Here is a 12,359-nt window from a genome sequence, read left to right as displayed (position 1 = left end):
CTTGTTGCCCATGACCCCGGCCGACTTCATCGGCTGGGGTGCGTCCGCCGTGTTGATCGCCACGCTGGCGCGACAGGTCTATACGGAGTGGCGCGAACGCACGACCGAAGGCGTGTCGCGCTGGCTCTTCATCGGCCAGATGGCGGCGAGCGTCGGCTTCGTGATCTACAGCTGGATGCTCGGCAATCGCGTCTTCGTATTCACGAACGCGGTGCTGTTGCTCACCGGCGTCGTCGGGCAGCTGATCTACCGGCGCAACCGTCGCCTCGTCGAACGCGAGAACGCGCGCTAGTCGACGATCGCCTGCGGGGGCAGTCCGTCGCGCCAGCGCGTCGCCATCTGCCTCGCCACCGAGGCGAACGACGCCGCGAACCGCGGCATGTCGAACAGCGGCGACGTGCGGCGTGCCGCGTGCAGGCGATCGCGCACTGCCGCACGCGCGTCGGCATCGCGACCGAGGCTGATCGCGGTCGCGACGAAGGCCTCGTCATCCGCGGCGATCAGCTCGTCGAGCCCGAGCGTGTGAACGAGGCTGGCGGCGACGCGCGACGCGAACGTGTCACCTGCGCGCGTCAGCACCGGACAGCCCGCCCACAGCGCGTCCGATGCGGTGGTGTGCGCGTTGTAGGGCAGGGTGTCGAGAAACAGGTCGGCCATGGCCAGGCGTGCGAGGTATTTCAGCTGCGGCTGTTTGGGCATGAATACCAAGCGCGATGGATCGATCCCGGCCGCATTCGCGGCGGCGCGCAGGCGATCGTCGGCGCGACCCGGGCCCTGCAACAGCCACAGCACGCTGCCGTCGACCGCGCGCAACACCTCGAACATGCGGCGCATGCTCGAAGCATTGAGCTTGTAGCTGTTGTTGAAACAGCAGTAGACGACGCCGTCTTCCGGCAGCCCGCATTCGGCGCGCGTCGGTGCGGCTTCGGGTTCGCGCGTCGTATCCGACGGCTGGAACGCCTGTGGCAGCCACGCGACGTGCTCGCTGAAATGCGGCGCGAGTGCAGCCGGCAGCACCGTCCGATCGGCCAGCGCGTAGTCCATCCACGGCGCGCCCGATGTACCGGGATACGCGAGCCAGTTCACCTGTACGGGTGCGGGCCGCATCGCCAGAACCTCCGGCGCGCCGCCACCGCCCCAGCCGCGCAGGTCGAACAGCACGTCGATGCGTGCCTCGCGGATGGCGCCGGCCACGTCGCCGTGCGCGCGGTGCGCGACGTCGTGCAGTGTGGTCGCCGCGGCCAGGCGCCGACGGATCAGGCTGTCGTCGTCGGGCGACAGCGCGAACGTGTGCGCTTCGATGCCCGCGATCGACGCGAGCGCCTCGAAGAACGCGACGGTCAGCAGGCCGGTCGGGTGCGCGCCGAAGCCGTTGGACAGGAAACCGAGGCGCACCGGTTCACCGCTGCGCGACGCGCGATCGACCGCCGGCATCGGACGCACGGAATTCGCGATGACGTCCGCCCGCAACCGCGCGCATAGCAGCTGTTCGGCCGGCGTCGCGTCCTCGCTGAGGAACGCGAACGGTTCGACTGGCGCCTGCCGACGCCGCACGGCGTCGCGCACCTGCGCCGACAGCGCATCCACATCGCGCCAGTCGCATAGGCGACGACGCGCGGCCAGCAGATAGGAGGCGATCATCGGTTCGTCGGGCATGACGCGATACGCGTGCGCGAACGCGTCGGCCGCTTCCTCGACACGCTGTACGTCCTCAAGCGCATGACCCAGCCACACGGCGATGCCCGGATGACCCGGCGCGGCGCGTGCGGCCTGCATCAGCGTTTCAGCCGCCGCCTCGGCCTGACCGAGTACCGATTGCGCGCGCCCCAAGCGCGCGAGCGCTTCCGGATGGCCGGGGCGCAGCGTCAGCGCGTGTCGAGCGGCAAGTTCGCCCGCCACGGCGTCGCCGGCGTCGAGTTCCGCTTCCGCGAGCACGACCCATGCGATCGCGTCCTGCGGCGTGCGCTGGACCTGCTGTCGCGCGAGCTGGCGTTCGTCGATCGACACGTCAGACCAGTGTCCGCGCGTACCACTGCGTCGATTCTTCTTCCCAGCCCGCGGCGCGGTAGAGCGCGCGCGCGGCGATGTTGTCGCGCGTGGTCTCTAGCACGATGCGGGCGGCGCCGGCATCGCGCGCCGTGTCGGCGGCGGCGTCGAGCAATGCGCGCGCAACGCCGCCGCGACGTGCGCTGGCATCGACATAGAGATCGTTGAGCACGCGGATCGGCTTCATCCGCACCGACGAGAACATCGGATAGCACTGCACGAAGCCGACGGCGTCATTGCCGTGCCAGGCCAGGTGGACCGTCGACTCGCCCCGCGCGATGCGCTCGGCGAGGAACGCGCGTGCAGCGGCGATGTCGCTCGGCTGCCCGTAGAACTGGCGGTATGCATCGAACAACGCCGCGGCGGCGTCGAGGTCATCGGGCGTGGCGGGGCGGATGCGGAAGTCCATGGCGCGGCGTCCAGTCGGGCGTTCCCGATTGTCGCCGCTCGCCGCGCGGTGCGACACCCTGTCAGCCCGCGGAGGTCAGCCGCGCGAGTTCGTCCGCCTGGTGTTCCTGCTGCAGGCGATCGAGCAGCGGATCCAGCGCGCCTTCGATCACGTTCGGCAGGTCGTACAGCGTGAGGCCTTCGACGCGGTGGTCGGTGATGCGGCCCTGCGGGAAGTTGTAGGTGCGGATGCGCTGGCTTCGATCGCCACTGCCGACCTGCAGCTTGCGCGTCTCCGCCTGCGCCGCCGCGGCCTTCGCTTCCTGCGCTTCGGCCAGCATCGCGCGCAGGCGCTTCATCGCCTTGTCGCGGTTCGCGTGCTGGCTGCGCTCGGTCTGGCTCTCGACAACGAGCCCCGAAGGAATGTGCGTGATGCGGATCGCCGAGTCGGTCTTGTTGACGTGCTGGCCGCCCGCGCCGGAGGAGCGATAGGTGTCGACACGCAGGTCGGCGGCGTTGATCTCGATCGGTGCCTCGTCGGCTTCGACCGGAATGATCGCCACCGTCGCCGCCGACGTGTGGATGCGCCCCTGCGATTCCGTCGCCGGCACGCGCTGCACCCGATGCGTGCCCGATTCGAACTTCAGGCGCGAATACGCGCCGCGCCCTTCGACGCGCGCGATCACCTCCTTGAAGCCGCCGTGCTCGCCGGGATTCGCCGATTCCACTTCGATGCGCCAGCCTTGGCGCTCGGCGTAGCGCGAATACATGCGGAACAGGTCGCCCGCGAAGATCGCGGCCTCGTCGCCACCGGTGCCGGCGCGAACCTCGAGATAGAGATCGCCTTCGTCGCGCGGATCCTTCGGAATCAGGTGCGCGAGCAGCTCGCCTTCGAGCCGTTCGAGACGCTGCGATGCGGCATCGATCTCTTCGTCCGCGAGTTCGCGCAGCTCCGGGTCATCGCGCATCGCCTGCGCCGCCGCGAGGTCGTCGCGTGCGCGCTGCTCGTCGGCCAGTGCGTTCGCGACCGGCTCCAGTTGCGAGAACTCGCGCGAGAGGCGACGGAACTGCTCGGCGTCGTTGATGAGCGTGGGATCGGCGAGCAGGCGTTCCAGCTCCTCGCGACGTTCAGCGAGGGCTTCGAGTTTGCGGCGCAGGGAAGGATTCATGGCGACGGACCGGACGACGGAGCAGGGCGATCGCAGAACGCGATCGTGCGAAGCGACGTCGGCGTCGCTAACGCTCCGCGTCGTTACCCGGCGCTTCGGGGAACAGGCGTTCGACCGCACGCGCCAGCTCCGCATCGCCCTGCACCGCGGCATCGCGCACGGCCACGGTCGGTGCGTGCAGCAGGCGATTGGTCAGCGTGTGCGCGAGGAACTCCAGGGCGTCTTCCGGCGCCATGCCCGCCGCGAGTTGCTGCTTCGCCTTCGCCAGCACGTCGGCGCGCGCCGTTTCGCCGTGCGTGCGGATGCGCTTCACCGGTTCGGTGCGCGCGCTGGCATCGAGCTTTTCGCGGAAGCGCGCGACCTGCAGCTCGACGATCGCTTCGGCTTCGTCCGCGGCCTCGCGACGGCTGCGGCGGTTGTCTTCGATGGCGCGCTCGAGATCGTCGACCGTGTACAGGAATACGTCGCGCAGGGCGCCGACATCGGCGGCGACGTCGCGCGGCACGGCCAGGTCGAGCAACAGCATCGGACGACGACGGCGCGCGGCGAGCGCGGCCTCAACCTGCGGCGCGTGCAGGATCGGTTCGCGGCTGGCGGTCGCGCTGATCACGATGTCGGCTTCGGCGAGGTGCTTGTCGAGATCGGCGAGCGGCAGTGCGTAGCCGCCGTGGCGCTGCGCAAGATCCTGCGCGTGCCCGAGCGTGCGGTTGGCGACGAGCAGGCGCTTCGTGCCGGCCTGCACCAGATGGCGCGCGGCGAGTTCGATGGTTTCGCCGGCGCCGATCAGCAGCACGGTCGAAGCATCGAGCGGCGCGAACGATTCCTGCGCGAGCTTCACCGCGGTCGACGCGACCGACACCGGGTTCGCCCCGATGCGCGTATCGGTGCGCGCGCGCTTGGCGGTGGTGAAGGCGTGCTGGAACAGGCGATCGAGGCGGGTGCCGAGCGTGCCGGCCGCGCGCGCGGTCGCCCAGGCGTCCTTCACCTGGCCGAGGATCTGCGGTTCGCCGAGCACGAGCGAGTCGAGACCCGTCGCGACACGAAACAGATGGCGCACAGCGTCGGCGTCTCCATGCCGGTAGAGATACGCATGCAGGTCGGCGCCGACCATCGACCGACGCGCCAGCCAGTCGGCCAGCGACGTGCCGTCGTCGTCGGTCTCGGCGTAGAGCTCGGTGCGGTTGCAGGTCGACAGGAGCGCGACTTCGTTCACCGTCGGCATCGCGCGCAACTCGTCGAGCGCGCCATTGAGCGCGTCACCGGCAAACGCCACCCGTTCGCGCACGTCGACGGGCGCGGTGGCGTGATTCAGGCCGATGACGTGGAAACTCATTCGTTACAGGGGCGTGCGCTAAGCTGCGGCGGCAGGCCCGGCATTCTACCGGTGCGGGTGCCGCGACCATCGAGAACTCATTGTCCCGGGTGCGCATGCCTCACGTTTTGCGTTCGATCAAGCGGTTCAGCCTGGCGCTCGCGGTCACCCTCGCGCTGCCGGCCGTGGCCGCGCCTGCGGCCAGGCCGTCCACCGCCGCAGCGCTGCCGCTGCAGCCGCTGCTGTCCGGCGAGTTCGCCCTGCAGGCCGGCAAGCTGGACGAGGCCGCCAAGGGCTATGTCGACGCCGCCCGCGCCGCGCGCGATCCGGCGCTGGCCGAGCGCGCGACCGGCATCGCACTGGTCGCCAAGGACGACCGCCGCGCCGCCGAGGCGTTGAAGCTCTGGCGCGACCTGCTCGGCCCCGAGGCCAACGACCGCCCCGACGTGCGCGTTGCCCAGGCCACGCTCGACCTGCACCGCGGCGACGAAGCCGCGGCGACGCGCGAGCTCACTGCGCTCTTCGCGCAGCCCAAGGACGGCTGGCGCCTTGCGATCGGTGCGTTGGCCGGCGGCGCGAAGACGCCCAAGCAGGCGGCGTCGATCGTGAAACGCCTGCTCGACGCCAATGCCGTGCCGAACGAGCTGCCGGCGTGGCTCGCCCTCGGGGGGCTCGCCCAGCGCCTGCAGGAATCCGCGCTGGCCGACCGCATCGTCGCGCAGGTGATCGAGCGCTTCCCGCGCGACCCGCGCGTCACCCTGCTCAAGGCCAGCCAGTTGCGCGACGACGGCAAGACCGCCGAGGCCAAGGCGACGATCGACACCCTGCGGTCGGCGGCCGCCACGGACGCCGACCTGCGCCTGATGGTCGCCCGCGAATACGACGCGCTCGGCGACAGCGCCGCGGCCGCCGACACGCTCGCCACGGGTCCGCAGGACGACCAGACCTACATGCTGCGGGCGTCGCTGTACGCGCGCGTCGACGACAAGGTCCGCCTGCAGCAGCTCTACGACGAGCTCTCGCGCAATGCGCAGCGTCCGGAACCCGATCGCCGCCTGTTGCTCGGCCAGCTCGCCGAGTACCTCAAGCATTACGACGCCGCGCTGGAGTGGTACCGCTCGGTGCCGGGCGGCCCGCAGCGCTGGACCGCGAAGCTGCGCACGTCGAACGTGCTGCACGAGCTCGGTCGCGGCAAGGAGGCGATCGACAACCTGCGCGATCTGCAGCAGGACGCCTCGGCCGACGACGACGTGCGCCGCATGGCCTACAACCTCGAGGCGGGTCTCTGGCAGAAGGACAAGGACGACGCCCGCGAGATGGACACCTACGCGCGCGGCCTCGGCGCGTTCCCGGACGATCCGGACCTGCTGTACGCCCGCGCGCTCGCGTGGGAACGCCGCGACGACATCCCCCGCGCCGAGGCGGACCTGCGCCGCATCCTGGTCGCGCAGCCGGACAACGTCGCCACCCTCAACGCGCTCGGCTACACGTTGGCTGATCGCACCACGCGCTACCGCGAGGCGCTGGAACTGATCAATCGCGCTCGTGCCGCCGAGCCGAACAATGCGGCCATCGTCGACAGCTATGGCTGGGTGCTCTACCGCCTCGGCAAGCCCGCCGACGCGCTCCCGGAATTGCAACGCGCCTACACCTTGCAGAAGGACGCCGAGATCGCCGCGCATGTCGGCGAGGTGCTGTGGGTGCTCGACCGCAAGGACGAGGCGCGCCGCTACTTCGAGGATTCGCGTCGCATCGATCCGGAAAATCGCTCACTGGCCCGCGCGCTGCAGAAGACCGGGGCGACGCTGCCGCCAGTGCCGGCGGCAGGCAAGCCGGCGGGTGAAGGCACGACGGTTGCGCCGGTCGGAACCCATGCGCCGACGTCTGCCGGCGCGACCGCGGATGCGCCGGTGGCCGCGCCCGCGCCTGCTGCGGCGCCGTCGCGATCGGGCGGAAAGGGTGGCGACGCGTGATTCGCGATCGGTGCGTTCCGAGTATTTTCCCGGGTGATGGCGACACGTTGAGGTCCGTAGTGAACGTGTTTTGCGCGCCGACCGGGCGACGCGTCGGCCTGATGGCGCCTGTATTGGCGCTCCTGCTCCTCGCCGGCTGCGCGACCACGCGAGTTACGCCGGTCACGCCCGCCGCCGCGGGCGTGGCAGAGGCCGCACTCGCGCAGCGCGAACAGGACCTCGCCGCGCAGACCCGCTGGGGCCTCGACGGCCGGATCGCCATCTCCAATGCGCGCGATGCCGGCAGCGGCCGCATCGAATGGCGGCAGGACGGCTCACGCTTTGACATCGAACTGACCGCGCCGATCACGCATCAGGGCTGGCGCCTGCACGGCGAGCCCGGCCGCGCGGTTCTCGATGGCCTTGCCGGCGGCCCGCGCGAGGGCGCCGACGCCGAAGGCCTGCTGCGCGAAGCGACCGGCTGGTCGATTCCCGTGGCGTCGCTGCCGGCGTGGGTGCGCGGCGTGCGTGCCGATCCGCGCGCGGCGACCGTCCAGTTCGGCGCCGACGGCCGCCTCGCGCGCCTCGCGGAAAGCGGCTGGACCATCGACTACACCTGGCCGGCCGACGCCGCGGCATTGCGACCGTCGCGGATCGAGGCCCGCCGCGACGACGCGCGCGTCCGCCTCGTCGTCGACCGCTGGACGGACGGCGCCGACGCGCCATGACCGTCGCGTGGAGCGTCTGGCCGGCACCTGCCAAGCTCAACCTGTTCCTCCACATCACCGGCCGCCGCGAGGACGGCTATCACCGGCTGCAGACGGTTTTCCGGTTGCTGGAGTGGGGCGACACGATCCGACTGCGGCTGCGTGACGACGGCCGCATCGAGCGTATGGGGACGTCGCTGCCGGGTGTCGAACCTTCCAATGACCTTGCAATCCGTGCCGCGATCGCGCTGAAAAAGTCTGCGAACGTCGCCCAAGGTGTTGATATCGCGATCGAAAAGCGGATCCCGGCGGGGGGTGGCTTCGGCGGCGGCTCCTCGGATGCGGCAACGGTTCTGGTCGCGCTCAACCGGCTGTGGGGCATCGACTGGCCACTCGAGCGGTTGTGCGAGCTCGGCCTGACGCTCGGCGCCGACGTGCCGGTTTTCGTGCTCGGTCGCAATGCGTGGGCGGAAGGCGTCGGCGAGATCCTGCAGCCGCTCGACCTGCGTCCCGCCTGGTACCTCATCGCGGAACCGGGCGTGCATTGCCCGACTGCCGCTCTCTTCGCATCTCCCGATTTGACGCGCGATTCACCGCCCTTGAAAATGGCGGACTTCGTTGCGGGGGGCGACCCCCGGAGTGACCGGCTCGGGAATGCCTTCGAGCCCGTCCTGCGCGCGCGCGAGCCGGTGGTCGACGCCACGCTCCGAACGCTGTCGCAGGTGGGCCCGGCACGGCTGACCGGTTCGGGCAGCGGGTGCTTCGTCGAATTCGCCACGCGTGAATCCGCCGAGGCCGCGCTGCGTCGGCTGCCGTCGACATTGCGATGCCGGATCGTTGCCGGCGCCGCGATGTCGCCGCTGCACCGGGCACTCGAAAGGTTCCAGGTGTCGCCTTAAAACGCGTCGCCACGTTCGACAACGACAGGGGCGTCGCCAAGCGGTTAAGGCACCAGGTTTTGATCCTGGCACGCGAAGGTTCGAATCCTTCCGCCCCTGCCATTAGCGACGAACGCGAACGGCCGCGCGATGCGCGCCGACGCGTGTGATGTGCATCAGACCGAATTCCGAACCCCTTCCGACGCCGGCCGCCATGCACAAAGATCGAAATCTTCTCGTCTTCAGCGGTAATGCGAACCGTCCGCTCGCCGACGCGGTGTGCAAGGAACTCGGCGTTCGGATGGGCAAGGCGCTGGTCGGCAGGTTCTCCGACGGCGAAGTGCAGGTGGAGATCGAGGAGAACGTTCGACGCCAGGAAGTGTTCGTCATCCAGCCGACGAACGCGCCGACGGCCGAAAACTTCATGGAACTGCTGGTGCTGATCGACGCGCTCAAGCGCGCCAGCGTCAGCAACGTCACCGCGGTGGTGCCGTACTTCGGCTACGCCCGCCAGGATCGCCGCCCGCGCAGCTCGCGCGTGCCGATCACGGCGAAGGTGGCGGCGAAGATGTTCAGCGCTGTCGGTACCGATCGCGTGTTGACCGTCGACCTGCACGCCGACCAGATCCAGGGCTTTTTCGACATTCCTGTCGACAACGTCTACGCGTCGCCGCTGCTGCTCGCCGACATCTGGCGCGCGCACGGCACGGACAACATGGTGGTGGTGTCGCCCGACGTCGGCGGCGTGGTGCGCGCGCGAGCGATCGCGAAGCGCCTCGACGACGCGGACCTCGCGATTATCGACAAGCGTCGTCCGAAGGCGAACGTCGCGACGGTGATGAACATCATCGGTGACGTGAACGGCAAGACCTGCGTGCTGGTCGATGACATCGTCGACACCGCGGGCACGCTGGGCGCGGCGGCGGGTGCCCTCAAGGAACGTGGTGCGACGAAGGTGGTGGCGTACTGCACGCATCCGGTGCTGTCCGGTGCGGCAATTGAGAACGTCACGAATTCGGCGCTCGACGAGCTGGTCGTCACCGACACCATCAAGCTGTCGGACGCCGCGCGCGAGTGCGGCAAGATCCGTCAACTCAGCGTTGCGGAATTGCTGGCGGAAACGATCCGTCGCGTCGCGTTCGGCGAGTCGGTCAGCTCGCTGTACGTCGATTGAGTTTTGCGGTCGAAAGACCGCTCTCCGGCTCACCTGGTCGCGGGTGAGTCACACCATCGCCGCGAGGCGATTTCTTGCAACAGAAGTGAGTAATTCAAATGTCCGAACACACCATCAAGGCCACCGGCCGCGATGACGCAGGGAAGGGTGCGAGCCGCCGCCTGCGTCGTGCAGCGTCGATTCCGGCCATCGTCTACGGCGGCAAGTCCGAGCCGAAGTCCATCCAGCTCGACCACGAAGCGGTCTGGCTGGCCCAGCAGAACGAGTGGTTCTACGCGTCGATCCTGTCGCTCGACATCGACGGCAAGGTCGAGAGCGTGCTGCTGCGTGACATGCAGCGCCACCCGTACAAGCAGCAGATCGTCCACCTCGACTTCCAGCGCGTCGACGCCAACCAGACGCTGCGCGCGTCGGTGCCGCTGCACTTCCTGAACCAGGAAAAGTCGCCGGCTGGCAAGTCGGCCGAAGTGGTCGTCACGCACGAGCTCAACGAAGTCACCGTGAGCTGCCTGCCGAAGGACCTGCCGGAGTTCATCGAGATCGATCTGTCGAACCTCAAGCAGGGCGACATCGTCCACCTGTCCGACATCAAGCTTCCGAAGGGCGTCGAGCTCCCGGAACTGAAGCTCGGCAAGGAGCACGACGTCGCGGTCGTCATCGCCAAGGCAGCGCGCACGTCCGACGAGGACGAGACGCCGGCCGCGGAAGGCGACAAGAAGTAATCGCGTCATCCGGACGGGCCGGCCTTCGTGGCCGGCCCGTTCGCGTCTGCGGACCACGCAATGGCCGGTTTGAAACTCATCGTCGGACTGGGCAACCCCGGTGCCGAGCACGCGCGCCAGCGGCACAACGCCGGGTTCTGGTTCGCGGACGAGCTCGCCCGCAAGTTCGGCGGCAGTTTCCGCATCGAATCGAAGCTGTTCGGCGAGGTCTGCAAGATCGATATCGCAGGGCAGAGCGTGTGGCTGCTCAAGCCGTCGACCTTCATGAATCTCTCCGGCAAGTCGGTCACGGCCGCGCTGCGGTTCTGGAAGATCGAGCCGGACGAAGCGCTGCTCGCGCACGATGAACTCGATCTCGCGCCGGGCATCGCGCGCCTCAAGTTCGATGGCGGCCACGGCGGCCAGAACGGCCTGCGCGACACCATCCGACTGCTCGGCCACGCGAAGTTCCATCGGCTGCGCGTCGGCATCGGCCATCCGGGTCACAAGGACAAGGTCGTCGGCTGGGTGCTCGGCAAGCCGTCGCCGGCGGACGAATCGATGATCCTGCGTTCGATCGACGATGCGATCGACGTCATGCCGCTCGCCGTCGCGGGCGACATCAACGAGGCGATGAAGCGCCTCAACACCGCCAAAGCCTGAGCGGGCATGCGGAAGCGGCTGCACCACGGCCGCTTCCGCATCACCGTTCGAATCACCGGAGCCACGCCATGGGCATCAAATGCGGCATCGTCGGCCTGCCCAACGTCGGCAAGTCGACCCTCTTCAACGCGCTGACCAAGGCGGGCATCGCCGCGGCGAATTTCCCGTTCTGCACGATCGAGCCCAACGTCGGCGTCGTGCCGGTGCCGGATCCGCGTCTGAATCAGCTGTCGGACATCGTGAAGCCGCAGAAGGTCATCCCGACCGCGGTGGAATTCGTCGACATCGCGGGCCTCGTCGCCGGCGCGGCGTCGGGCGAGGGCCTCGGCAACAAGTTCCTCGCGCACATCCGCGAGGTCGACGCGATCACGCACGTCGTGCGCTGCTTCGAGAACGACGACGTCATCCACGTCAACAACAAGGTCGATCCGATCGCCGACATCGACACGATCGATACCGAGCTCGCGCTCGCGGATCTCGAGTCGGTCGACAAGGCCCTTCAGCGCGCCGAGCGCTCGGCGAAGACCGGCGACAAGGACGCGAAAGTGCGGGTCGAGGTGCTGAGCCGCATTCGCGCGGGGCTCGACGCCGGCAAGGCTGCCCGCGCCCTGGGCCTGTCGGACGACGACAAGGCGGCCGTCCGCGACCTGTTCCTGATCACGATCAAGCCGGTGCTGTACGTGGCCAACGTCCTGGAGGACGGCTTCGAGAACAATCCGCATCTCGACGCCGTGCGCGAACGCGCCAAGGCCGAGGGTGCCGAGGTGGTGCCGGTGTCGGCGGCCATCGAGGAAGAGCTGAGCCAGCTGGACGACGCCGACCGCGACGCGTTCCTGACGGACCTCGGCCTCGACGAGCCGGGCCTGAATCGCGTGATCCGCGCCGCTTACAAACTGCTCGGCCTGCAGACGTACTTCACGGCGGGCGTCAAGGAAGTCCGCGCCTGGACGGTCAAGGCCGGGTCCACGGCCCCGCAGGCCGCGGGCGTCATCCACACGGATTTCGAGAAGGGCTTCATCCGCGCCGAGACGATCTCGTTCGACGACTTCGTCAAGTACAAGGGCGAATCGGGCGCCCGCGACGCCGGCCGCCTGCGCCTGGAGGGCAAGGAGTACCGGGTGCAGGAGGGCGACGTCCTCCACTTCCGCTTCAACGTCTGACCGCCGGTTCGGCGTCCGGTCGGGGAAGTGAACGCAACGTTGACTTGCCCCGAACCGTCCGCCAGAATTGCGGGCTCTCCGGAGGGATACCCAAGCGGCCAACGGGGGCAGACTGTAAATCTGCTGGCTCACGCCTTCGGTGGTTCGAATCCACCTCCCTCCACCAGTTGTTCGTTTCACACCGCGGGCGTTACCAACCTGCGGCGCAAT

Annotated in this window: 12 protein-coding genes and 2 tRNA genes; 10 read left to right on the top strand and 4 right to left on the bottom strand. The window is 68.9% G+C overall.

Annotated elements, in window-relative coordinates; genetic code table 11:
- Nucleotides 1-10: 10 nt before the first annotated feature.
- Entirely contained in the window at nt 11-292 is a 282-nt protein-coding gene (locus DWG18_RS09985) for a hypothetical protein (protein WP_115647047.1), read from the top strand.
- Here DWG18_RS09985 and DWG18_RS09980 read toward each other — a convergent pair.
- The 4 genes from DWG18_RS09980 to hemA form a co-directional block, all read right to left on the bottom strand.
- On the bottom strand, nt 289-2,007 hold the full coding sequence (locus tag DWG18_RS09980) for a tetratricopeptide repeat protein (protein WP_115647046.1): 1,719 nt from the start codon (nt 2,005-2,007) through the stop codon (nt 289-291). The two genes, DWG18_RS09985 and DWG18_RS09980, sit on opposite strands and share 4 nt — an antisense overlap.
- Before the next feature lies 1 nt (nt 2,008).
- Nucleotides 2,009-2,455 (bottom strand): GNAT family N-acetyltransferase, encoded by a 447-nt coding sequence (locus tag DWG18_RS09975; protein ID WP_115647045.1) that lies wholly within the window; start codon nt 2,453-2,455, stop codon nt 2,009-2,011.
- A 61-nt stretch (nt 2,456-2,516) separates the two neighbouring features.
- Nucleotides 2,517-3,602, bottom strand: coding sequence for a peptide chain release factor 1 (prfA, locus tag DWG18_RS09970; protein ID WP_115647044.1), 1,086 nt, complete (start codon nt 3,600-3,602; stop codon nt 2,517-2,519).
- A gap of 67 nt (nt 3,603-3,669) precedes the next feature.
- Nucleotides 3,670-4,935 carry a glutamyl-tRNA reductase gene (gene hemA, locus DWG18_RS09965; protein ID WP_115647043.1) on the bottom strand — a complete coding sequence of 422 codons (1,266 nt, stop codon included), beginning with the start codon at nt 4,933-4,935 and terminating at the stop codon, nt 3,670-3,672.
- A 95-nt stretch (nt 4,936-5,030) separates the two neighbouring features.
- Between hemA and DWG18_RS09960 the strand changes: the two genes are divergently transcribed.
- From DWG18_RS09960 to DWG18_RS09920, 9 genes are all read left to right on the top strand, one after another.
- Complete coding sequence (locus tag DWG18_RS09960; RefSeq protein WP_240318505.1) at nt 5,031-6,887, top strand: tetratricopeptide repeat protein; 1,857 nt, start codon at nt 5,031-5,033, stop codon at nt 6,885-6,887.
- A 101-nt stretch (nt 6,888-6,988) separates the two neighbouring features.
- Nucleotides 6,989-7,594, top strand: a complete 606-nt coding sequence (gene lolB / locus DWG18_RS09955; RefSeq protein WP_115647042.1) for a lipoprotein insertase outer membrane protein LolB — start codon at nt 6,989-6,991, stop codon at nt 7,592-7,594.
- Nucleotides 7,591-8,472 (top strand): 4-(cytidine 5'-diphospho)-2-C-methyl-D-erythritol kinase, encoded by an 882-nt coding sequence (gene ispE / locus DWG18_RS09950; RefSeq protein ID WP_115647041.1) that lies wholly within the window; start codon nt 7,591-7,593, stop codon nt 8,470-8,472. The genes lolB and ispE overlap by 4 nt, the downstream gene beginning before the upstream one ends.
- A gap of 26 nt (nt 8,473-8,498) precedes the next feature.
- A tRNA-Gln gene (locus DWG18_RS09945) sits at nt 8,499-8,574 on the top strand.
- Between the two features lie 91 nt (nt 8,575-8,665).
- Complete coding sequence (locus DWG18_RS09940; RefSeq protein WP_115647040.1) at nt 8,666-9,625, top strand: ribose-phosphate diphosphokinase; 960 nt, start codon at nt 8,666-8,668, stop codon at nt 9,623-9,625.
- A gap of 98 nt (nt 9,626-9,723) precedes the next feature.
- A complete protein-coding gene (locus DWG18_RS09935) occupies nt 9,724-10,347 on the top strand; it encodes a 50S ribosomal protein L25/general stress protein Ctc (RefSeq protein ID WP_115647039.1) in 624 nt (207 codons plus the stop codon).
- Between the two features lie 60 nt (nt 10,348-10,407).
- Complete coding sequence (gene pth / locus DWG18_RS09930; protein ID WP_115647038.1) at nt 10,408-10,989, top strand: aminoacyl-tRNA hydrolase; 582 nt, start codon at nt 10,408-10,410, stop codon at nt 10,987-10,989.
- Nucleotides 10,990-11,057: 68 nt separating this feature from the next.
- A complete protein-coding gene (ychF, locus tag DWG18_RS09925; protein WP_115647037.1) occupies nt 11,058-12,149 on the top strand; it encodes a redox-regulated ATPase YchF in 1,092 nt (363 codons plus the stop codon).
- Nucleotides 12,150-12,229: 80 nt separating this feature from the next.
- Nucleotides 12,230-12,315: transfer RNA gene (locus DWG18_RS09920), tRNA-Tyr, on the top strand.
- Nucleotides 12,316-12,359 lie beyond the last annotated feature (44 nt).

The sequence above is a fragment of the Lysobacter sp. TY2-98 genome (assembly GCF_003367355.1).
In the GTDB taxonomy this organism is placed as follows: domain Bacteria; phylum Pseudomonadota; class Gammaproteobacteria; order Xanthomonadales; family Xanthomonadaceae; genus Cognatilysobacter.
The sequence above is the reverse complement of the archived record's forward strand: the minus strand, read 5'-3'. Positions and strand labels throughout refer to the sequence as shown.

Bases quoted from the DNA above. Each gene is read 5' to 3' on its own strand.
- DWG18_RS09985 (WP_115647047.1), top strand. From the start codon at position 11: ATGACCCCGGCCGACTTCATCGGCTGGGGTGCGTCCGCCGTGTTGATC.
- DWG18_RS09975 (WP_115647045.1), bottom strand. From the start codon at position 2,455: ATGGACTTCCGCATCCGCCCCGCCACGCCCGATGACCTCGACGCCGCC.
- prfA (WP_115647044.1), bottom strand. From the start codon at position 3,602: ATGAATCCTTCCCTGCGCCGCAAACTCGAAGCCCTCGCTGAACGTCGC.
- hemA (WP_115647043.1), bottom strand. From the start codon at position 4,935: ATGAGTTTCCACGTCATCGGCCTGAATCACGCCACCGCGCCCGTCGAC.
- DWG18_RS09960 (WP_240318505.1), top strand. From the start codon at position 5,031: ATGCCTCACGTTTTGCGTTCGATCAAGCGGTTCAGCCTGGCGCTCGCG.
- lolB (WP_115647042.1), top strand. From the start codon at position 6,989: ATGGCGCCTGTATTGGCGCTCCTGCTCCTCGCCGGCTGCGCGACCACG.
- ispE (WP_115647041.1), top strand. From the start codon at position 7,591: ATGACCGTCGCGTGGAGCGTCTGGCCGGCACCTGCCAAGCTCAACCTG.
- DWG18_RS09940 (WP_115647040.1), top strand. From the start codon at position 8,666: ATGCACAAAGATCGAAATCTTCTCGTCTTCAGCGGTAATGCGAACCGT.
- DWG18_RS09935 (WP_115647039.1), top strand. From the start codon at position 9,724: ATGTCCGAACACACCATCAAGGCCACCGGCCGCGATGACGCAGGGAAG.
- pth (WP_115647038.1), top strand. From the start codon at position 10,408: ATGGCCGGTTTGAAACTCATCGTCGGACTGGGCAACCCCGGTGCCGAG.
- ychF (WP_115647037.1), top strand. From the start codon at position 11,058: ATGGGCATCAAATGCGGCATCGTCGGCCTGCCCAACGTCGGCAAGTCG.